The sequence below is a fragment of the Limnospira fusiformis SAG 85.79 genome (assembly GCF_012516315.1).
GTDB lineage: Bacteria > Cyanobacteriota > Cyanobacteriia > Cyanobacteriales > Microcoleaceae > Limnospira > Limnospira fusiformis.
In genome coordinates, this window is sequence record NZ_CP051185.1 from 4785388 (window position 1) to 4808503 (window position 23116).

General features: G+C 45.8%; 8 protein-coding genes and 8 pseudogenes. 6 read left to right on the top strand and 10 right to left on the bottom strand.

The genetic code is table 11. From position 1 onward, the window contains the following. The first annotated feature begins 90 nt into the window (after positions 1-90). Positions 91-4242 carry a hybrid sensor histidine kinase/response regulator gene (locus tag HFV01_RS22590; RefSeq protein ID WP_006621464.1) on the top strand — a complete coding sequence of 1384 codons (4152 nt, stop codon included), beginning with the start codon at positions 91-93 and terminating at the stop codon, positions 4240-4242. Positions 4243-5528: 1286 nt separating this feature from the next. Here the strand turns inward: HFV01_RS22590 and HFV01_RS22595 are convergent. From HFV01_RS22595 to HFV01_RS22620, 6 genes and pseudogenes are all read right to left on the bottom strand, one after another. After that, positions 5529-6471, bottom strand: a pseudogene (locus HFV01_RS22595) (IS630 family transposase). Between the two features lie 452 nt (positions 6472-6923). After that, positions 6924-7109, bottom strand: a pseudogene (locus HFV01_RS22600) (IS4 family transposase); the annotation flags it as partial. 16 nt (positions 7110-7125) lie between these two features. Beyond that, positions 7126-8002, bottom strand: a protein-coding gene (locus tag HFV01_RS22605; protein WP_318285884.1) for an IS630-like element ISAtsp1 family transposase whose coding sequence is annotated in 2 segments (ribosomal slippage) — positions 7126-7188 and positions 7190-8002 — 876 coding nt in all. Because the reading frame shifts where the segments join, the coding sequence is not laid out codon by codon here. A 64-nt stretch (positions 8003-8066) separates the two neighbouring features. Further along, positions 8067-8786: pseudogene (locus tag HFV01_RS22610) on the bottom strand (IS4-like element ISAtsp3 family transposase); the annotation flags it as partial. An 18-nt stretch (positions 8787-8804) separates the two neighbouring features. Then, positions 8805-9681, bottom strand: a protein-coding gene (locus HFV01_RS22615) for an IS630-like element ISAtsp1 family transposase (protein WP_260378383.1) whose coding sequence is annotated in 2 segments (ribosomal slippage) — positions 8805-8867 and positions 8869-9681 — 876 coding nt in all. Because the reading frame shifts where the segments join, the coding sequence is not laid out codon by codon here. A 50-nt stretch (positions 9682-9731) separates the two neighbouring features. Further along, positions 9732-9914, bottom strand: a pseudogene (locus HFV01_RS22620) (IS4 family transposase); the annotation flags it as partial. A gap of 307 nt (positions 9915-10221) precedes the next feature. Here HFV01_RS22620 and HFV01_RS22625 point away from each other — a divergent pair. Then, complete coding sequence (locus tag HFV01_RS22625; RefSeq protein ID WP_146743385.1) at positions 10222-10440, top strand: hypothetical protein; 219 nt, start codon at positions 10222-10224, stop codon at positions 10438-10440. Positions 10441-10782: 342 nt separating this feature from the next. Here the strand turns inward: HFV01_RS22625 and HFV01_RS22630 are convergent. Both HFV01_RS22630 and HFV01_RS31130 read right to left on the bottom strand, forming a co-directional pair. Next, positions 10783-11628 (bottom strand): annotated as a pseudogene (locus HFV01_RS22630) (RNA-guided endonuclease InsQ/TnpB family protein); the annotation flags it as partial. Between the two features lie 63 nt (positions 11629-11691). Then, on the bottom strand, positions 11692-11808 hold the full coding sequence (locus HFV01_RS31130; RefSeq protein WP_228116472.1) for a helix-turn-helix domain-containing protein: 117 nt from the start codon (positions 11806-11808) through the stop codon (positions 11692-11694). A gap of 60 nt (positions 11809-11868) precedes the next feature. On the opposite strand from HFV01_RS31130, the gene tnpA reads away from it, so the two are divergent. Then, a complete protein-coding gene (gene tnpA, locus HFV01_RS22635) occupies positions 11869-12255 on the top strand; it encodes an IS200/IS605 family transposase (protein WP_172973471.1) in 387 nt (128 codons plus the stop codon). Between the two features lie 238 nt (positions 12256-12493). On the opposite strand, the gene HFV01_RS22640 is transcribed toward tnpA, so the two are convergent. Further along, positions 12494-14326 (bottom strand): AAA family ATPase, encoded by a 1833-nt coding sequence (locus tag HFV01_RS22640; RefSeq protein WP_006621467.1) that lies wholly within the window; start codon positions 14324-14326, stop codon positions 12494-12496. Between the two features lie 1357 nt (positions 14327-15683). Between HFV01_RS22640 and HFV01_RS22645 the strand changes: the two are divergent. From HFV01_RS22645 to HFV01_RS32195, 3 pseudogenes are all read left to right on the top strand, one after another. Beyond that, positions 15684-16577: pseudogene (locus HFV01_RS22645) on the top strand (IS630 family transposase). A 514-nt stretch (positions 16578-17091) separates the two neighbouring features. Beyond that, positions 17092-17967 (top strand): annotated as a pseudogene (locus HFV01_RS22650) (IS630 family transposase). 595 nt (positions 17968-18562) lie between these two features. Then, positions 18563-18856, top strand: a pseudogene (locus HFV01_RS32195) (response regulator); the annotation flags it as partial. Here the strand turns inward: HFV01_RS32195 and HFV01_RS22660 are convergent. Next, the gene (locus HFV01_RS22660) at positions 18846-22988 is read right to left on the bottom strand and encodes a diguanylate cyclase (RefSeq protein WP_193520407.1); all 4143 of its coding nucleotides are present in this window, start codon (positions 22986-22988) and stop codon (positions 18846-18848) included. The pseudogene HFV01_RS32195 and the gene HFV01_RS22660 sit on opposite strands and share 11 nt — an antisense overlap. Positions 22989-23116 lie beyond the last annotated feature (128 nt).

Here is a 23116-nt window from a genome sequence, read left to right on the forward strand (position 1 = left end):
TAATGAACCCTCGTAAAATGTGATTTTCTGAGTAAGTGTCTGAGTTTTAAAAAAATAATATTGTCCATTTATTTATACTATTAAAAAGCCATGGAACCAGAACAACAACAACGGATAATGGGTTACTTTATTGAGGAGGCGAGAGACCACCTCAATACCATAGAACAGGGCTTGCTGAATCTGCAAAGTACCATTGAAGACCGAGAACTATTATATGAGGTGTATCGGGCGGCTCACTCGGTGAAAGGGGGAGCAGCTATGCTCGGTCTTCATAGTATCCAAAAAAGTGCCCATCGCCTGGAAGATAACTTTAAAGCGTTGGAAAAAATAACGGAACAATCTCATATTGAGGTTGATCAACAACTAGAATCGCTATTTTTACGAGTATTTGATACCCTGCAAGCTTTAATAGATAATCTGTCGGGTCCCTATGGACTGACAGAGGAAACTTCCCAAAGCCTGTTAACGGAAGTTGAGCCGGTTTTTGAAGCACTAAACTATAATTTAAAAAACCTATCGGAACTAAATGGTGTAGTGGCGGAAGGTGCTACTAGCGTCCCGAAAACAGCCCCGGCTCAGGCTCCAGTGGCGGTGAAGGTTGCTCCGAAAGTGACAGTTAAGGCGATCAATAGTGCGGAAGAACTTTTCTTTTGTGGTGATGTAACTTCACGGTTGCGGGAAATGCTGGATTTGTTTAAAAAGTCGGATAATACCGCCAATAGAAACCGCTTAATTGAAATTTGTCGGGAATTGGCTAGGGGTGGAGAAACTTTTGATAAAATGCACTGGGTGCAATTTTTAGACACTGTAGAAAAGGCGATCGCTTATGGGGCAAATAGCTATAAAACTCTGGCTCCGGTGGTGATTACTGGCATGAAACAGGCTCAGTATTTAGCGCTAAGTAATAGAGAAAGTGAAATAGTGGTAGATTCGGAGTTGTCAAAATTACTGCCTCCTGTAGATAATGGGAATGGGAATGGTAAGGGAATTTTAACGGCTGATGATGAATTTTGGTCGGAATTAGATTTAACTACGAACTCGGAAGTAGAAGAAACTGATGAGATTGATTTGGAACCGGAGAAGACATCAGAATCAATACTAGATGATTTCCCATTGGTTGATTATGTGGAGATGGAAAAAGAACACAGCGGCCACCCGCCAGGGCCGCAAATGCAACCGGAAGAGTTGAAAAGTTTGGCGGATCTGTTTGAGGTGGTTGATCGTCATGGGGGCGGTATTGAAGATGCTTGGGAAGAGGAAAGGCTGCTCGAAGAAGCTGATAAACTTTCCGACTTGAACAGTGATACAGAAGATTTTGACAGCTTTTTTAGCAATGAACCGCCGTCTAATGAAAGCAACTTTAAGCCGGTTTCTGATGATGATGACGATTTAACTAGCCTCCTGTTAGAAGAACTAGAATCAAGCGATCGACCGACCCCAGAAAATTCTCCAGCCGATTCTAAACCTGTCAAGAAAAGTAGTAATGATGACCCGGATAATTTTATCCAACAGTTGTTGGAACTTGATGATGAGGAACAGGAAACAACTGTCGCGCCTGAAAGTTCAACAGGGATTGGTCAATCATTAGATACCCCGGATCCTTGGGAGAGTGATAATCAAGATGGGGGGACTGATGGGGATCTTGATTGGTTTGAGGTGTTAGCCCGTGAGGATAACAACAATGGCAAATTAACCTCTAGTGTAGACACTATTGCTGAGGACAAACAGGTTCAAACGCCACCTGAGTCGAAGTGGGATGATAGAACTGCAGATTTGTTTGATTTTGATGATTTGTTTGGTAGTAGCGACACGGAGGAAACCGTAGAGTGCGTTAGCTTGGGTAGCAAAAAAAACACTGGGAAAACCGACCAACTGGGTAACGCACCGAAAACTGAAAGCACACCATTACCAGCCTCGTCGCAGACAACTGACAACATAACCACGACTCCAGATGTGGGGTTAGATAGTGATTGGGAAGATGATTTGAGTCTCCTGGATGATTTGCTAGGGTCTACGGATGATCAAAATACGACTGATGATGATAATGCTGATGATGGGGTGCTATCTGATCTCGATCGCCTTTTGGGTGAAACAGCACCGCCAGGGGCGCAATCGAGTACCTGGGAAGAACAGAGGGCTCGATCCTGTGAGGATGATGAGTTCAAGGAGTTGGCTGAACTGCTGGAAGAACCCATAGCCGCCCAATATAGCCCGTCTTATCAAAAATCTCAAACTACTAAGTTTGATCCGATCGCTAAAGTTCCGGTGAAAGAATTGGATAATCTCAGTAACCTGATTGGGGAACTGGTGGTTAACCGCAATAGCCTGGAACAAGACCAAGAAAGGATGCGACAGTTTTTAGATAACCTGCTGGATCAGGTGTCGCTGCTAAGTGATGTGGGTCAGCGGATGCAGGATTTCTATGAGCGATCGCTGCTGGAAATTTCCCTATTGTCTAATCGGCAAAAATCAGCTTCTTTCCACGGAAGTTATCATGGCGGTGGTGATGAACACCCGACTAGATCAGATCCTAACACTTTTGACTCCACAGAACTCGATCGCTTTACCCCCTTCCACACACTCTCTCAAGAAATTATTGAGTTGGTGGTGCGGGTGCGAGAGTCGGCCGCTGATATTGAATTCTTGGTGGAAGAAGCAGATCAGGTGAGTCGCCAACTGCGCCAAGTAACTAATCAGTTACAGGAAGGCTTGAATAAAGCGAGAATGGAACAGTTCGCCGGGGCAACCGATGGCCTGAAACGTCCGGTGCGGGATCTGTCGATTAAGTGTGGTAAACAGGCGGAATTGGTGGTGGAAGGTCGAGATACCCTCATAGATAAAATGCTTTTGGGTAAACTGCGCGACCCTCTCACTCACTTGGTAAATAATGCGATCGCTCACGGTATCGAATCCCCAGAAGTCCGTAAGGCGGCGGGTAAGTCGCCCACGGGTCAGATTACCATTAAGGTTTTCCACCAAGGCAACCAAACGGTGTTATCGGTTTCTGATGATGGGGCGGGAATTAATGTGAATCGGGTTAAGGAAAAAGCTATACAGAAGGGTTTATTGACCCTGGAATCCGCTTCAAATCTGCCAGACCATGATACATACAATTTGCTTTTCCTGCCGGGTTTTACTACCCAGGATCAGGCGGGTGATATTGCAGGTAGAGGGGTTGGTATGGATGTGGTGCGGACGAATTTGGCGGAAATTCGAGGCAATATTACTACCGATTCGGTATTGGGAGAGGGAACTACCTTTACGATCCGCCTCCCACTCAATATGAGTATCTCCCGGGCGCTTTGTTGTATTAGCGATCGGGCTCGGATTGCTTTCCCTATGGATGGGGTGGAGGATATGATCGATGTGCCTCGTGAGCAAATTAAAACAGGACCAGACGGTAAACAGACCCTAGAATGGCGGGGTTCGGTGCTGCCTTTCCGCCACCTGCGAGAATTACTTACCTATAAGCGCCATTTGGGTCGCGGCGGTGTTTATGGTGCGAATATCGAAGAGGATATGATTTCTGTGATTGTACTACGGGCGGCGCTTAATTATCTGGCTGTTCAAGTTGATCAGGTTTTGGTAGAACAGGAAATCGTAATTAAACAGCTTGAAGGTCCGGTACCTAAACCTATTGGTATCGCCGGGGCGACTGTTTTGGGGGATGGTCAAATTGTGGCGATCGCCGATGTTTTAGAATTAATTGACCTGGCTACTGATCGGGTACGCCGAACTGTAGAAACCATGAGATGGGATGATAATCTCCCCAGTGAACCCATAGATGCTCCCGCCTCTAAAACTGAGCCGACTGTGCTGATTGTTGATGATTCGATTACAGTGCGATCGTTGTTGTCTATGACCTTTGAAAAATCCGGCTATCGGGTTGAAGAAGCCCGCGACGGTAAGGAAGCCTGGGAAAAACTTAAATCTGGCTTACCCTGTGATATCGTCTTCTGCGATATTGAAATGCCCCGTATGGACGGCTTGGAACTTCTCTCGCGAATGCAGAAAGACCCACAACTCGAAGGTCTACCTATTGCTATGTTAACTTCTAGGGGCGCTGACAGACACCGCCAGATGGCTTATCAATTAGGCGCGAGAGGCTATTTTACTAAGCCTTACCTAGAAGAACAATTACTCGAAGCGGCGGGGCGAATGTTACGCGGTGAAATTGTCGGGAAACCAGCAGGCGCTAAAGTGAAGCTGGGGGCGGGCGATCAGACTCGAGCTGTGTGCTAGTCGTGCTGGTGTTTGGGTCCTATGGTCTGTGTGCGAGTGGTGCTGGTGTTTCCGATAGGCGGACTTGCACCTGCCGCGTGGTGGCGCGTGTTCTGTGCTGTTTGTGGGGTGCATGGTCTTAGGCGCATCGTCGTCGGTGGGGTTTTTAAAGTTGATTTGTGGGAATTATGGCTGATCGCGGAACCCGCAAGGGCGGGTTTTCAAAGCCTACCTGCGGGAATTATGGCTGACTGCGGAACCCGCAAGGGCGGGTTTTCAAAGCCTACCTGCGGGAATTATGGCTGACTGCGGAACCCGCAAGGGCGGGTTTTCAAAGCCTACCTGCGGGAATTATGGCTGACTGCGGAACCCGCAAGGGCGGGTTTTCAAAGCCTACCTGCGGGAATTATGGCTGACTGCGGAACCCGCAAGGGCGGGTTTTCAAAGCCTACCTGCGGGAATTATGGCTGACTGCGGAACCCGCAAGGGCGGGTTTTCAAAGCCTACCTGCGGGAATTATGGCTGACTGCGGAACCCGCAAGGGCGGGTTTTCAAAGCCTACCTGCGGGAATTATGGCTGACTGCGGAACCCGCAAGGGCGGGTTTTCAAAGCCTACCTGCGGGAATTATGGCTGACTGCGGAACCCGCAAGGGCGGGTTTTCAAAGCCTACCTGCGGGAATTATGGCTGACTGCGGAACCCGCAAGGGCGGGTTTTCAAAGCCTACCTGCGGGAATTATGGCTGACTGCGGAACCCGCCCCTACTACCACCCGCCCCTCTTCTACCAGTCTTGTAGCCGTACCGTGCAAAGGGCAGAGCTGTGTGCGAGTGGTGCTGGTGTTTGGGTCCTATGGGGCGGGTGTATATAGTTGGCTGGAATTAATAATTAATAATTAATAATTAATAATTGGTGTATGGGGTTGGCTGGTTTTTCCTCTGTTCGCTGGGTCTCTGGGCGTTTCGCTGCCAATGCATGGTCTGTGTGCGAGTGGTGCTGGTGTTTCCGATGGCTGATCGCGCACCCGCGGGCGGGTGTATATAGTTGGCTGGAATTAATAATTAATAATTAATAATTAATAATTAATAATTGGTGTATGGGGTTGGCTGGTTTTTCCTCTGTTCGCTGGGTCTCTGGGCGTTTCGCTGCCAAGGCATGGTCTGTGTGCGAGTGGTGCTGGTGTTTCCGATGGCTGATCGCGCACCCTGGGGGCGAGTGTATATAGTTGGCTGGAATTAATAATTAATAATTAATAATTAATAATTAATAATTAATAATTAATAATTAATACAGGCTTTATCTCAATCATTAAGCACAGCAACAACACTTGGTAAACCAGTTATTCAAACACTGTAAATCCACAAGGCTTACCGCCACTTCTACCAATCTCACTAATAATTCCATGGTCTCCGTCCTGAACTTGCACACTAAACTTTTGAGCTGTGACCACATCATCTCTATCGGGTTAAACTCAGGGGAATACACCGGCAGATATTCTACCCTGGCTCCTACTGACTCTATCATTTCTTTGACTTCTTCTCGATGATGAGAATTTCAGTTATCCATTACCACTACATCTCCTTTTTTTAATTTTGGCAATAAATCTAACTTGATGAATTGGAGAAAATCCTCTTTTTTCATGGACCCTTCTAATGTTTGAGTCGCTACCACTCCGGAGAGCTTAATTGCACCAATTATTGTCATTTTTTGACCTCGATAGGATTTCCGCAGTTCATAGACTTTTTTCCCTTTCGTCGCTCTGGCTAACGGTCTGCTCATCCCTACCCATAACCCACTGTCATCAATAAACACAAGCTTTTCAGGAGCTACATCTCTAATTCTTTACCAATAATCTACTCGCGCTTTCTGTACTTCTTCAGTTACTACTTTTTCGCTCCTGTATGTTTTTTTTGAGACTTATATCGTGCTGCTTTAAAAATCTATCTATCATGGTCGTACTGACATTTATGCCCAGCTTGTCTCTGAGCTTATCACTATATTGCCATAAGGTCAGGTCGGGGTGGGCTTCTACAATATCTATCACGGCTTCCTCATGCTGAGATCAAATGCTTTTCTTTTTAGTGCCACACTTACGAGGAGATAAGTCTCCCGTTAATCGATACTGTTTGACCAGTCGCCTTACCGTGTCTGGACTCACCAAAAAGCGCTTCGCTACTTTTCGGATAGAAGTGTCTCCTTTTTCATAGGCTTCTACTATCTTTTTCCGAAAATCTAAAGAGTAACGGCTCATGGTAGTTGGTTGTGATAACTTATACAATAGCCATACATTATACCGTACTTTGTGTTTTGTGTAAAGGCTGTAATTGGTGTATGGGGTTGGCTGGTTTTTCCTCTGTTCGCTGGGTCTCTGGGCGTTTCGCTGCCAAGGCATGGTCTGTGTGCGAGTGGTGCTGGTGTTTCCGATGGCTGATCGCGCACCCGCGGGCGGGTGTATATAGTTGGCTGGAATTAATAATTAATAATTAATAATTAATAATTAATAATTGGTGTATGGGGTTGGCTGGTTTTTCCTCTGTTCGCTGGGTCTCTGGGCGTTTCGCTGCCAAGGCATGGTCTGTGTGCGAGTGGTGCTGGTGTTTCCGATGGCTGATCGCGCACCCTGGGGGCGAGTGTATATAGTTGGCTGGAATTAATAATTAATAATTAATAATTAATAATTAATAATTGGTGTATGGGGTTGGCCTAAGTACAGGACAAAAGTTGTAGAGCCTGGTGAAACCGCCCTGAAAACAAAGGCAGATTAGAGAAAGTGCGGCGTAGAAAATCGAAGCCAGTGCGGAAAAGACTCTGGGAGCGTCGTCCGTGAGCCTTCAAAGGAATGGGTGAACCTTGGTGAATCCACAAACCCACCTTCATAGCCCAAGTATAGCATTAGTCAAGGTGGTTAGGACGCAGCTTTGAGAACGGAATCCATGGCATCATGGAGAGAATCAAACTGCTCACGTGCAGTTGCGAATACGGGCTTTCAGCCACGACCAACATTTCTCTATCTTGTTGAGGTCTGGCGAATAAGGCGGAAGATAGAGTAAACGGCATTGAGCTGCCTCCACCAGTTCAGCAATCCGTCCCCCTTTATGAAACGTTGCATTGTCCAATACTAGAGTCTGACCTGGCTTCAATGTTGGAATTAAGATGAACTCCAACCACAACTCAAACACTGTCCGATGACAACAACCCTCAAAGCTAAAGGGAGCTAAGAGTTGTTGATGACACCATGCGGCTATCATACTTACCCTGCCCTGCCTCTTCCCTGATTTGAGTGCATGGAAGCGTTTTCCTTCCTCGCAGTAACCATAAGGGTAATCCGAGTCCTGACTATTCATGCCGGCTTCATCGAGGTAGACCACTTCTTCCGGCTCCATCTGTTCAATCTGAGCCATAAACTCCTCTCGCTGTTGCTCATCACGTTCTTGGTAGCCGTAAGTTTTTTTTCTGGTGAAGCCAATTTTCTTCAAGGCTCTGGATATGGTGCGAGGAGAGATGTCGTCATCCCAAAGTTCAGCCATTTGAGCGGAGGTTTTGTGGCCATGCTCTTGGGCAAAAGCCTTGAATTTTTGCCAGTCGGTAATTTTGTGGTTATTGCCAGGTCGGTGATGAGGTTTAGGGAGGAAGTCTCCGGTCTGTGCTTTTCTTTGCAGCCAGAGATTAATGGTGTTCCGGCTGACATGGAAAACTTGACTGGCTTCTGTTTTGGGCATACCGTCTAGTTCAATGGCATCAATAACTTTTTGTCTGAGGTCGTAACTATAGGGGGCTGGCATTTTTGGTCTTCTTAGTCATCTCGTCCTCTCCATTATACGTCCTAAGTGTTCTGTCTTGTGCTATAAAAGCCAGGCTAAGCAAAGCCAATAAACGGCTCAAGCGCTCAGGGTCCTTAAAGTGAGTCGATTCGAGACAGAAGCCCCGAGTCTTCAAGGCTCCGAAGAGGTTTTCAATACCCCAACGCCGAGCATAGTCGGGGAGGGCCGTTTCGGGGCAAGCGTTAGTGATGAGAATCAACAACTCCCCCGAATCAGCCAGACGAGAGCCAATGACGTAAACCTGCCGTCCCCAAACCCAACGGCGACCCGAAAGCTGGCGAAATTCTCCGGGTCGCAGAGAATCAAACATTCGTTCGCCGCTACGCCGAGTTCCTCCTAACTTAGGACTAATCAGCTCGCTGTGGCGGATGCGTAGGCGGAAAGGAACCTCGGGGTCGATGAGAAGATACGAGAGCCAATCTCGCCCCACAAATTCCCGGTCAGCGGTCAGACAAGCCACCTCCACGTCAGGAAATAGTGCCTCGAAGCGGTCGAATAAGTCCATGCGTTCGCCACTGTTGCTATTGCCCTTTTTGTCAAGCATCTTCCACAGCAGGGGAAAGGCAATCCCCTCGTGGACGACTGCCAACATCAAGATGTTGAAATGGGTTTGACCGAAAGACCAACAGGTGCGGTCGAGACTAAGAGTCCAAGGTTGGGGAATGTCAATGAGGCTAACGACGAAACGGGCAATCTCTGCCCGGTCAAATTTGAATTGCCGAAAAAAACGTTGTAATCGCTGGTATAGCATTAGTCAAGGTGGTTAGGACGTAGCTTTGAGAACGGAATCCATGGCATCATGGAGAGAATCAAACTGCTCACGTGCAGTGGCGAATACGGGCTTTCAGCCACGACCAACATTTCTCTATCTTGTTGAGGTCTGGCGAATAAGGCGGAAGATAGAGTAAACGGCATTGAGCTGCCTCCACCAGTTCAGCAATCCGTCCCCCTTTATGAAACGTTGCATTGTCCAATACTAGAGTCTGACCTGGCTTCAATGTTGGAATTAAGATGAACTCCAACCACAACTCAAACACTGTCCGATGACAACAACCCTCAAAGCTAAAGGGAGCTAAGAGTTGTTGATGACACCATGCGGCTATCATACTTACCCTGCCCTGCCTCTTCCCTGATTTGAGTGCATGGAAGCGTTTTCCTTCCTCGCAGTAACCATAAGGGTAATCCGAGTCCTGACTATTCATGCCGGCTTCATCGAGGTAGACCACTTCTTCCGGCTCCATCTGTTCAATCTGAGCCATAAACTCCTCTCGCTGTTGCTCATCACGTTCTTGGTAGCCGTAAGTTTTTTTTCTGGTGAAGCCAATTTTCTTCAAGGCTCTGGATATGGTGCGAGGAGAGATGTCGTCATCCCAAAGTTCAGCCATTTGAGCTGCTGTTTTGTCGCCATGCTCTTGGGCAAAAGCCTTGAATTTTTGCCAGTCGGTAATTTTGTGGTTATTGCCAGGTCGGTGATGAGGTTTAGGGAGGAAGTCTCCGGTCTGTGCTTTTCTTTGCAGCCAGAGATTAATGGTGTTCCTGCTGACATGGAAAACTTGACTGGCTTCTGTTTTGGGCATACCGTCTAGTTCAATGGCATCAATAACTTTTTGTCTGAGGTCGTAACTATAGGGGGCTGGCATTTTTGGTCTTCTTAGTCATCTCGTCCTCTCCATTATACGTCCTAAGTATTCTGTCTTGTGCTATAATTTGAGGAAATTTGCACAGGATTTGCGAATACAGTCGCTATTTCCATCAGATTAACCGTCTTTGTTTGGAATAGCGCCATCAGGAACAGGCAGACAAAGTTTAATCTCGCCCCGTGCCAGGGCAAGTGAGGGCGCAAAGTGTCTCGTAATCGGTTAAGCTCGTTCATGAGAGGGAAGTTTGGTTTGTGGTAATTCCGATCTAACCCTCTCACCCCAACTTGGCGCTACCCCCCCACCCCTCGACTTTCACCTCAGCCCGGAGCGCCCCCTTCAGAATTTTCGGCTAGATTCCCTTTTGGCTAAGACTTTCAGCTTTTTTGTCCTGTACTGAGGGGGTTGGCTGGTTTTTCCTCTGTTCGCTGGGTCTCTGGGCGTTTCGCTGCCAAGGCATGGTCTGTGTGCGAGTGGTGCTGGTGTTTCCGATGGCTGATCGCGCACCCGCGGGCGGGTGTATATAGTTGGCTGGTTTTTCCCGTGGCTGATCGCGCACCCGCCCCTACTAAGCTTGCCTTGGGGTTCTCGAAGATTAGAAAACCAGACAACCGCACTTCCCACCGGGCAATAGCCTCTAAAAGACGACTAACTAAACGGGGATGCGATCGCCTAAGTATCCAAAAACCAGACAACTGCGTTTCCCACAGCCAACCCACCCCAAACTACGACTCGCTCAAACGCGACACCTACCACCACTAAAGCGATCGTCAGCCCTGCATATGCTGTTTCCTCTGTGTGAGCCTGTCGCCTTCCTTCCCAACTGCAAATAGTTGCACTTTAGGAAACAGAGGACTGTATTGACATCCGCCTATCCGTCCCGGCGTGCGCTAACGGGGATTCCATCTATTTCAACAAATCAAAGATTGACAATTGTTGAAATGCTGGACGGGTTGACGCTTCATTGAGATGTGCTTTCTTTACAGAAAGTCTGACCCTCTCTCCACATCCGTTTAAAGTCTCCAAATGCCCTCCGGCGACCTTAATATTAATCGCAGCGTTAACATCTCTATCATGAGATGTGCCACAATTTAAACAAGTCCACTATCTCATATTTAATTCTTTTTTGCCACCGCGAAAACCGCAGCCAGAACCGGTTTGAGAAGTGGGAATCCATCTATCAATGACACGAAAATCACGCCCGTACATAACAGATTTAACTTCTAGCATTGTTCTCAAACTGCGCCAACCCAAATCCGAAATAGCACGGGATAGTTTTCGGTTTTTCATCATCCCTGAAACCTTTAAATCTTCCAAGACTATCGTTTGGTTTTCACGAATAATCCGAGTTGACAATTTCTGAAGAAAATCGTTTCTGGTATCAGAAATCTTGGCGTAAAGTTTAGCTAATTTCTTTCTAGCAACTTCCCTTCTTTGACTGCCTTTCTGTTTCCTCGACAAATTACGTTGTCATCTTCTTAAACGCTTTAGTTGTTTCTTTAAAGGCTTAGGACATTTAAGTTTATCACCATTGCTTAATGTGGCAAAATCAGTGATTCCTAAATCAATTCCTACAGAATTTTGGTTTTCCGGTAAGGGTTGAGGATTAAACTCAACAACAAAACTGACAAAATACCTATCAGCACTGTTTTTGATTAAGGTAGCACTAGAAGGTTTTGTGGGTAACTCTCTACTCCAGACTACTTTAATATCACCAATTTTAGCGATGTAAATGTAATCGGAATTAAGGTGTTTAAAACCATTATCCATAAACCTAGCGGATTGCTTAGATTTACGCTTTTTAAACTTGGGAGGTTTAACTTTCTTACCTTTTCTTTGTCCTTTACAGGATTTGAAAAAGTTAGAGTAAGCCTGCTCTAAATCTCTTAAATACTGTTGTAAGGGAATAGAAGAAACTTCTCCCAACCAGATTTTCTCCTCGGTTTTTTTGAGTTCTGTAAGTCTTTGAGAAAGTTCCTTGAACTTAGGCTTTTTGTGACCCGCACGGTATTGTTATTGACAATATGCTAAGGCATCGTTAAATATTACCCGACAGCATCCGAACAATTGAGACATCAATCTCTTTTGTTGGTCTGTTGGGTAAATTCGATATCGATATCTTAGCTTCATACTGTCAAATTGTATTGGTCTGTATTAACTATAGCGAGGAGTCTGGTAGATGTCAACCCTTTGACGAAAAGAGCGTCTGTTTCGGATTTAAAGATTCATTTGGTCTGTGTGACTAAGTATCGTCGCCAAATCTTGACAGTGGAGAGCCGGATGTTAATCCTGAAGTCTTTTCGAGAAGTGGCTGAAAAAATGAATTTTCAAGTGCTGGAATTTAATGGGGAGTCAGACCATATTCATACCTTAGTTGAATACCCTCCTCAACTCTCTATTTCTGTCATAGTAAATGCTTTAAAAGGAGTTGACAGTCGTAGATATGGGCAAGCCAGATTCCCTAAACCCTACGGAAAAGAATCTTTATGGTCGCCTAGTTATTTTGTATCTTCAATCGGTGGCGCACCATTAGAGGTTCTGAAGTCTTACATTAAAAACCAAGAAAAGCCGTCGTAGAACGACGGGGTTTTAAACCCAAAATTTTCGATAAAATATTCAAACCTATAGAGTCCAACCCTACCAATTCCCAGTCAGGGGACGGAAACATTACTGCGTACCAGGTTTTAGTGGTCTGTCCTCATTGCGTCCAATTTAGCGCTTAGCGAGTTCTGGCGTACGGGCGACCCGCCGCTTGTGCAGTTCTTTAAGCAGAGGATTAGGGCAATTTATAAATTGCCCCAAAGCGTAGGTTGAACTAAACTGTACGTTGCTGGCTTAAAGCTTCATAAGAAGCTTGGAAATCATCAACAGTAATCTTGATCGCAGCAGTATCTGTTTCACCTTGAGACCTAAAACGGCGAATTGCTCCTACAGCGGCTTGATTGCAGAGTAATACTAAATCTGCACCATTCCAACCTTCTGTTATCTTAGCCCAATGTTCCAAGTCCACATTTAACAGAGGTCTGCCCTGATTGTAAACTTGTAAAATCTTGAACCGACTATCTAAATTTGGTAAATCTACCTTCAATTGTAAATCTAACCGTCCTGCACGTAACAAAGCAGGGTCTATGGCATCAGGACGATTGGTAGCCCCAATTACCAAAATGTTAGACCCCGATTCTAAACCATCTAACTCCGTCAGTAATTGCCCCACTACCCTGTTACTTACCCCAGAATCACCAGTGTAAGTTCCCCGTGCTGGAGCTAATGTATCCAGTTCATCGATAAATATTACACAGGGATCTGCTTGTCGGGCTTTAGCAAATAATTCTCTTACCGCCTGTTCACTGGCTCCCACCCAACGGCTGAGTAAATCTGGTCCATTAATACCAATAAAGTTAGCTCGGGCTTGAGAAGCCACAGCCTTGGCTAATAATGTTTTACCAGTACCGGGAGGACCCCACAACAGTATTCCTTTGGGCGCTCTGGCTTTTGTTTCTTTGTAGAGTTCTGGGTACAACAAAGCCCCTTCCACAGATTCCCGCAAGGTCTGTTTTATGGTTTCCAAGCCGCCAATATCTTCCCATTCCACATGAGGAACTTCAACTTCCATGCTACGAAGTACTGCTGGTTTGATTTCCTTGAGAGCCTGCAAGAAATCGGATTGCTCTACCGCGATATCTTCTGGAATTTGCATATCAATGGAAGGAACCTGACGGCGTAAAGCTGTGTATGCGGCTTTTTGACAGACAGCTTTTAAGTCAGCCCCCACAAATCCCACGGTGTGATCGGCAATAAACTCCAGATCAACTGAATCATCTAAGGGCATAGCACGAGTCAGAACTTCCAGGATTTCTTTGCGCCCATTGATATCTGGAACTCGAAACTGAATTTCTCTGTCGAATCGTCCAGGACGGCGTAGAGCTGGGTCAAGATGATCAGGGCGATTAGTAGCCCCCAGTAAAATCACGCCTTTGTTCTGGGAGAAACCATCCATGAGGCTCAATAGTTGAGCAACTAAACGCTTTTCTACTTCCCCTTCTACTGCACTACGGTTTGGGGCCAAGCTATCGATCTCGTCAATAAAGATAATACAGGGAGCATTTTTGGCAGCTTTTTCAAAAATTGCCCGCAGTTTTTGCTCTGCTTCACCATAATATTTGGTGATGACTTCAGGGCCAACAAGGGCAATGTAGTTAACCCCCAGTTCTTCAGCTAACGCACGAGCTGTGAGTGTTTTGCCAGTACCGGGGGGACCAACTAATAATACCCCATGTGTAGGTTCAAGTCCTAACTTAACTAGCAGGTCAGGGCGTTTTAAAGGAATAGCAATCAGTTCTTTGAGTTCTTTGAGTTCTTGGTTTAATCCCCCAATATCTTTGAGAGTTATACCTAAATTAGGTTCAGGTTGTACATTGGGGTCAGATGCACCTGTATTACGAGGGGGGGAAGAAGGTGTACGAATGGAACTAGTACCAACATTACTAGTTGTATTATTAGGACGGGGAATGTTACCGGTTCTGGGAATACTGCTTAATGAGCGTGAGTTAAACTGATATTCAGTTTTAATTTCTCCATTTTCAACTTTTTCCTCTAGAGCTTTTACTAACTCTAGCAACTGCTCAAATCCCTTGAATAAATCACTCATAAAGTCCCTCAAAAGTCAATTAATAAAATACATTATAGCAGTCTTGACTGATATCTCCCTGTCTAATGATACGGTTGAACACAATTCCCGCATAGTGCATATTAAGAATTTTTAAATTATCTAAAAATCTCTCAGTTTCTGCTAGACACATTGGTTCAGCTTAGATTCCAGTGACTATCGGAAATGCGATCGCGTAGCGTGTGCGTAGCACGTATCGCCTTACCTTTAACCCAAGCAGGGGTCGAGAACGGAGTCGCCTCCATCGCCTCCCATTCAAAACCGTGCTTGCGAGTTTCCCAGCACACGGCTCCTGATGTAGATGCCCATTGTCATTGGCACAGAGTTACTACCCCCTGCTTTGTCCTTCTTTGTTCAGAGCTATATGCAGCACGTAGTCTTTCAACTCGCTCTCGCCGTAATACTCCTACTTATTACAGGATTTACATCTACACCGTGGCACGTCTGCTTATCCTTATTATTACATAAGGCATTTGCTTCTTGCAACATCTCTATCCCTCTAGGGGTAGGGGTCGAAAGGGAAGTCGCCTTCCCCAACTCCCATTCAAAACCGTGCTTGATAGTTTCCCATCACACGGCTCCTGATGTGGATACCCTATTTGTCAAAGGAACAGAGTTACTACCCCCTGCTTTGTCCTTCTTTGTTCAGAGCTATATGCAACACGTAGTCTTTCAACTCGCTCTCGCCGTAATACTCCTACTTATTACAGGATTTACATCTACACCGTGGCACGTCTGCTTATCCTTACTATTACATAAGGCATTTGCTTCTTGCAACATCTCTATCCCTCTAGGGGTAGGGGTCGAGAGTGAAGTCGCCTTCCCCAACTCCCATTCAAAACCGTGCTTGATAGTTTCCCATCACACGGCTCCTGATGTGGATACCCTATTTGTCATTGGCACAGAGTTACTACCCCCTGCTTTGTCCTTCTTTGTTCAGAGCTATATGCAGCACGTAGTCTTTCAACTCGCTCTCGCCGTAATACTCCTACTTATTACAGGATTTACATCTACACCGTGGCACGTCTGCTTATCCTTACTATTACATAAGGCATTTGCTTCTTGCAACATCTCTATCCCTCTAGGGGTAGGGGTCGAGAGTGAAGTCGCCTTCCCCAACTCCCATTCAAAACCGTGCTTGATAGTTTCCCATCACACGGCTCCTGATGTGGATACCCTATTTGTCATTGGCACAGAGTTACTACCCCCTGCTTTGTCCTTCTTTGTTCAGAGCTATATGCAACACGTAGTCTTTCAACTCGCTCTCGCCATTATACTCCTAATAATCGCAGTATCTATAGCACAAGACAGAGAAGTTAGGACGTATAATGGCAAGGATATCTACAGAAGACCCAAAAGGCCAGCCCCCTACAGTTACGACCTTAGACAAAAAGTTATTAATGCAATTGAACTAGACGGTATACCCAAAACCGAAGCCAGTCAAGTTTTCCATGTCAGCAGGAACACCATCAATCTCTGGCTGCAAAGAAAAGAACACACCGGCGACTTCCTCCCTAAACTTAATCGCCCACCTGGTCATAGCCACCAAATTACCGACTGGCACAAATTCAAGGCTTTTGCCTAAGAGCATGGCCACAAAACCTCCGCTCAAATGGCTGAACTTTGGGATGACGACATCTCTCCTCGCACCATATCCAGAGCCTTGAAGAAAATTGGCTTCACCAGAAAAAAAACTTACGGCTACCAAGAACGTGATGAGCAACAGCGAGAGGAGTTTATTGCTCAGATTGAACAGATGGAGCCGGAAGGGTTGGTTTACCTCGATGAAGCTGGCATGAATAGTCAAGACTCGGATTATCCTTATGGTTACTGCGAGGAAGGACAACGCTTCCATGCCCTCAAATCCGGGAAGAGGCAGGGCAGGGTGAGCATGATTGCGGCATGGTGTCATCAACAACTCTTAGCCCCCTTTACCTTTGAGGGTTGTTGTAATCGGACAGTGTTTGAGTTGTGGTTGGAGTTCATCTTAATTCCAACATTGAAGCCAGGTCAGACTCTAGTATTGGACAATGCAACGTTTCATAAAGGGGGGCGGATTGCTGAACTGGTGGAGGCAGCTCAATGCCGTTTACTCTATCTTCCGCCTTATTCGCCAGACCTCAACAAGATAGAGAAATGTTGGTCGTGGTTGAAAGCCCGCATTCGCCATTGTATTGAGCAGTTTGATTCTCTCCATGATGCCATGGATTCTGTTCTCAAGACTGCGTCCTAACCGTATTGACTAGTGCTATATATCCACACCGTGACCTCTGGGCATATCCCAACCATTACAGTTGGGCATTGGCTTCTGGTCACATCCTTCACCCTCTAAGGGTAGGGGTCGAGAGTGAAGTCACCTTCCCGAACTCCCATTCAAAACCGTGCTTGATAGCTTCCCATCACACGGCTCCTGATGTGGACACCCTTTTTGTCTGATGAACAGGGTTACTACCCCCTGCTTTCGTACTTTAATGTTCAGAGCTTTATGCAGCACGTAGTCTTTCAACTCGTTCTCGCCACTACACTCCTAATAATCGCAGTATCTATATCCACACCGTGACCTGTGGGCATATCCCCACCATGACAATTGGGCTTTAGCTTCTGGTCACATCCTTCACCCTCTAAGGTTAGGGGTCGAAAGGGAAGTCGCCTTCCCCAACTCCCATTCAAAACCGTGCTTGATATAGCACCAGACAGGAAAGTTAGGACGTATAATGGAGAGGACGAGATGACTAAGAAGACCCAAAATGCCAGCCCCCTACAGTTACGACCTCAGACAAAAAGTTATTGATGCAATTGAACTAGACGGTATGCCCAAAACAGAAGCCAGTCAAGTTTTCCATGTCAGCCGGAACACCATTAATCTCTGGCTGCAAAGAAAAGCACAGACCGGAGACTTCCTCCCTAAACCTCATCACCGACCTGGCAATAACCACAAAATTACTGACTGGGAAAAATTCAAGGCTTTTGCCCAAGAGCATGGCGACAAAACAGCAGCTCAAATGGCTGAACTTTGGGATGACGACATCTCTCCTCGCACCATATCCAGAGCCTTGAAGAAAATTGGCTTCACCAGAAAAAAAACTTACGGCTACCAAGAACGTGATGAGCAACAGCGAGAGGAGTTTATGGCTCAGATTGAACAGATGGAGCCACAAGAAGTGGTCTACCTCGATGAAGCCGGCATGAATAGTCAGGACTCGGATTACCCTTATGGTTACTGCGAGGAAGGAAAACGCTTCCATGCCCTCAAATCAGGGAAGAGGTAGGGCAGGGTGAGCATGATTGCCGCATGGTGTCATCAACAACTCTTAGCCCCCTTTAGCTTTGAGGGTTGTTGTAATCGGACAGTGTTTGAGTTGTGGTTGGAGTTCATCTTAATTCCAGCACTGAAGCCAGGTCAGACTCTAGTGCTAGACAATGCAACGTTTCATAAAGGGGGACGGATTCCTGAGCTAGTGGAGGCGGCTCAATGCCGTTGGCTCTATCTACCACCTTATTCGCCAGACCTCAACAAGATAGAGAAATGTTGGTCGTGGTTGAAAGCCCGCATTCGCCATTGTATTGAGCAGTTTGATTCTCTCGATGATGCCATGGATTCCGTTCTCAAAGCTGCGTCCTAACCACCTTGACTAATGCTATATGACCTTGAGTTCCCTGCCTTGTTTGGGGGTTCAATCCAAACGTTGGGACGTATAAACAGTTATGGAGAATGGTTCGAGGCTCCGACCTCTTATCCAGACTCGGGGCTGGCTTCCCCACTAGGAGGTGATTTCAGGCATAACAGCCTTATTTGGTCTCCTAAACATTTCGCACTCTCTACTCATTGTTATCATGGGGTCATAACTTCCCAATCAAAACAGTTTGTTTTATGACCTTGAGTTCCCTGCCTTGTTTGGAGAGGTTGAGTTCCAAACGTCGGGACATATAAACAGTTATGGGGATGGTCAGAGACGAGCCTCTTATATCCAGACTCGGGGCTGGATTCCCCACAGGGTGGTTATTTCAGGCATCTCAGCCTTATTTCATACCCGAATCGTCCGATACGAGGCAGCAAGACGTATAGCCTTACCTTTCCACCCCATGAAGGGAAAGCCATCGCTTAATCCAAAGATTGGCTGACTGTTCTCAAACAGGGGAAACAACAACCCAACAACAAACCGCCCACCCTGTAGGGGCGGGTGCTGAGATACGCCGCGCAAAAAACCAGCCAACTTTTTCTGTGATATTGAAATGCCTCGTATGGACGGCTTGGAACTTCTCTCCGGAATGCAGAAAGACCCACAACTCGAAGGTCTACCTATTGCTATGTTAACTTCTAGGGGGGGGCTGACAGACACCGCCAGATGGCTTATCAATTAGGCGCGAGAGGCTATTTTACTAAGCCTGCGCCTGTACGATGAACTGGAAGCCGCGGGGCGAATGTTACGCGCGTACTTTGTGGGAAACCGGCGATCGCTAAAGCATAATTTAGGGGCGGGTTGCCGTAAGTTTCTCATGATTATGGAATAATCACAACCCGGTTGCGTCCGTCTGCTTTGGCGCGGTAGAGAGCAGCATCAGCCGCCTGGATTAGGTCTATACCTATACTACCATGCTTGGGAAAGGCTGCCACACCGAAGGAGGCGGTGATACTGCCTAAATGTTGACCACCACTGGCTACTACAAGGGAGGCGATCGCCTCTCTAATTTGTTCAGCCCTCATGGAAGTATTTTCTAGGGAAGACCCCGGCAAAATTAGGGTCATTTCTTCACCCCCATAGCGACAAGCAACATCATATTCTCGCACCTTCTGTTTCAGCAGTTCTCCCACTTTTTGTAATACATAATCCCCCGCATCATGACCGAATGTATCATTAAAATGCTTAAAATTGTCTATATCCATCATGATGACCCCAATGGGGTGCTTTTGCCGTTGGGCGCGGGCTATTTCCTGACTCAAATATTCCTCTAAATAGCGACGATTAAAAAGTCCGGTGAGAGGGTCACGGATGCTCTGATGTTCCAGAGTGGCGCGGAGGTTTAAATTGGCGATCGCCATCCCTATCTGTTCCGCCACCGTATGAGCAAGCTGCTGTTTACCCTCAGATAAAGCCGTCGCCGAATCTGTACTTAGATAAAACAAACCCAAAGTCTCTCCCTGAGCCATCATCGGAACACACAATGTGCAAGATAGGGTAGAACTTACCTGAATATGTCGGCAAGAAATACCCCCTTTTTCATGATTACATAAATGTACCCTTCCCCGGCGCAAAGCCCAACAATCTTTCGGCACAAAAACCGAGACTGAGGTGCATTCTTTTCCCCAAGAAGAAATCATTTCCAGCGAGTCCCGGGAAGCCGCCATCAAAAAAATTCCGCCAGCACATTCTGGGAAAAGGGGTTCTAGCAAATAGCTAATCGCTTCACAGGCTTCTTGTACAGTCAAAGCCGCCTGCATAAAGTCGCTAATTTCACTCAAAAGCAACATTTCTGCATGGCGTTGATCTAGTTCATTGATCCGATTATTCAATTGTTCGTTTGCTAGACTTAGGGCTTTTTCCGATTGTTTAATTCCGGTGATATCACGGAAAGTAACCGCGAAACCATCCCCTAATTTGACCGAAATATTTTCAAACCAAAAGTCAATGCCATACTGGTTATAATAAAACTCTTTTTTCACGGATTTTTCCGATTCTACCACTTCCACATAGTGTTCAAATAAGCCACTTTCTTGATACTCTGGCAATTCCTCCAGTAACCTTTTCCCAATTAACTCATCTGCTGATTTACCGACTACTTTACCAGCGCTAGGATTCACCAATAACCATTCAAAATCAATAATCTTACCCTGTTCATTCCGAACCGAACGAAACGCCATAATCCCATATTCGGAACTATTCAGAATCCCACTAAGCTGCATTTCCGAAGTTTTTAAGGCTTCTTGAATACTCACCAGTTGACTAATATCAGTTAATAAGCTAATAGCCCCCACAAAGTTACCCTGGTTATCTAACTGATGCGTAGTAGAAACGATCGCCCACAAAGCCGTCCCATCTCGGCGTTGAAATTGACAGGTATGCTGTTCCTGAATACCTTGCTTTCTCCTTTCCAGGTAGTTGAGGGCTTCAAGTTGGTCTTCAGAGTTCAAGAAGTCCATTAACCCCATACCTAGCATTTCCGATGGAGTATAACCCAGCATATCTGCCATTCGCTGATTCACAAAGGTAGTTTTAGCGTCCCCATCAATTATCCACACCCCCTCTAGGGTAGTTTCAATAATGCTGCGATAACGCGCCTCGCTTTCTGCAAGTGCAATTTCGGAGTTTTTGCGATCGCTAATATCAATATGACAGCCTACCATCCTCTTCGGATTACCATCGTCGTCCCACTCAATCACCTGTCCAGAACACACCACCCAAACCGTGGAACCATTCTTGTGGCGATATCGAAGTTCGTTGTAGTAGGGGATTTTACCACGACTTTTTATATGTTTTTCAAACATATCGAATACTCGCGGTAAATCTTCTGGAACAATCAGTTTTTGCCAACTTTCCGGTACGTTGGGGATTTCGTGATCCTCATAGCCAAACATACGCTTAAAGCCGGGACTCATATATTCTTTATTACCAGGAATATCCCAATCCCAATATCCCGCTAGGATGATATCTAAAATATTATCTAATAGTTTCACTTCCCGGCTAATAGATTCAGCCTGTTGTCGCATAGCTTCCGCGCGGATATGTTCCTGTTCTAATTCTTTTTGTAGGGTGATGTCTTGGATAGTTCCATCAGATATAATGGGCTGATTATTATCATCATAAATAGTCTGGCAATATTCTTGTGCATACTTAATCCTACCATCATTGAGTAAAATCCGGTAACTCACACTATAAGACTGGCGATCGCATAGATGTTGGTTATACATATCATTGACTAAATCGCGATCTTGAGGATGTACAAGGCTGATAAATTCCTGGTGGGTATAGCTAAAGTTTTCCGGTTCAATTTCAAAGAAAGCAAACACCTCCTCAGACCATGATAATGTCTGGGTTTTATGATTGAGATTCCAAGTTCCAAGTCCGGCAATTTTTTGAGCTTTCCGCAGTTGATTTTCCGTTTTTCTGAGTTCCGCTTCTACCCTAGTTTTTTCCTGTAATTCTACCTGTAATTTTTGATGGATAGTGGCTTGTTTAAGGGCGATCGCTAATTGTACAGCTAACGCTTGTAGTAGTTCCACTTCTTCTGTTTTCCATTGGCGTGGATGTTCACTTTCAGTAACATTAAGCAGACCCCAAAGTTGATCACCACACAGCAGAGGTAGTAAAATTTTAGCGCGGGTATGAAGGCGGATCAGCATCTCTCTATGGCAGTCCGTCATTTCTGTGGTATAAATATCCGACACTACCCTAGTCTTTCCTAGGCGATAAATCTCCGCTTGGTTTTCCTGAAAACAGGTATCTGCGATGCGTTCTCCCATCAAAGAAAAAGGCGAATTAGTAGACTCTGCGACAACTACCGTTTCCCAATTATCGCCAAACTGCCAAATATTAACGCGATCGCATTTTAGCACCTGTCGCACTTGGTCAACAGTCGTATCCAAAATGGTCTGTAAATCTAGGGATGAGCGAATTTTCGTCGCTAATTCTGATATTAACTTTTCGCCTTCAGCCCGCTTGCTTAATTCAGCAGTACGCTGTTTAACCTGTGCTTCTAATTCAGCCGCCCGATTTTCTAAGAGTTTGAATTTTTCCGATTCTAGCCGCGATACCTTTTCCTCGAGCAACTCCGCCAATTTGTAGAGTTCCAACGGATTCAAACATTGCAGCAAACTGCTTTGGGTGACTATTCCTAATAGTTCACCCCTTGACCCCGTGACTATCACCCGCCCCAGGCGGCGCTGTTCCATTAGTTGCTGAACTTCCCATAAATTCTCCTGTGGTTTAATGGTAAATAACGGGGAACTCATCATATTTTCAGCCCGGATATTTTCCCAGTTTAAACTCAAGGATTGAAACTGCACTAAATCTCTCTCGGTCAAAATTCCTACGGGAATTGGCATAGCATGATCACCATGACCCTGAGTTTCCACAATTACCACACAACTCACCCGTCTTTCCGACATTAACCGGGCTATTTCTAACATGGTCTGATCACAGTTAGCAGATACAACATTGCGGGTCATCACTTCCGAGACTAACCGCAACCGTAATAAGTCAATGGGGCGCATCAATTTTCGCAGACTCTCATGGGTCACCAGTCCCACTAAGCGATCGCTATCATCAACTATAGGTAAATGTCGAATGCGGTGCTTTTGTAGTAAGTTAATTGTAGTCAGTGAGTCAGTAAGTTCTGATTCCCGTACAGTAATTACAGAGGGAGTCATTACTTCCTGAATTAGCAACTCTTCCAGATTTTGCTGTTGGGCGGCTAGACCCACAATATCGCGCTGTGTCAGGATGCCAACCACCATTAGGTCTTGCAACACTATTACACAAGTTAAGTGGCTGTATAGGTCTGGTTCTGACTCGGATATTGATATATTATCAGTCATCTGGCACTGAAGGCGGACACCACTCATACAGGCGATCGCTTCCATGACGGTTAAATCACCTGATACTACCAAAGGATCTCGAATTATCGCTGATTTGACTTCTGGTTGCATAGCTGATCTCAAGAAAATTTCACTGGGGAATATGTTTTGATCTAATCAAGACACAAACTAGACTAAAGTTGAGCTGACCAGATTATATAATATTTATGGTTAGATTACCATCAGCATTGATAATTAAC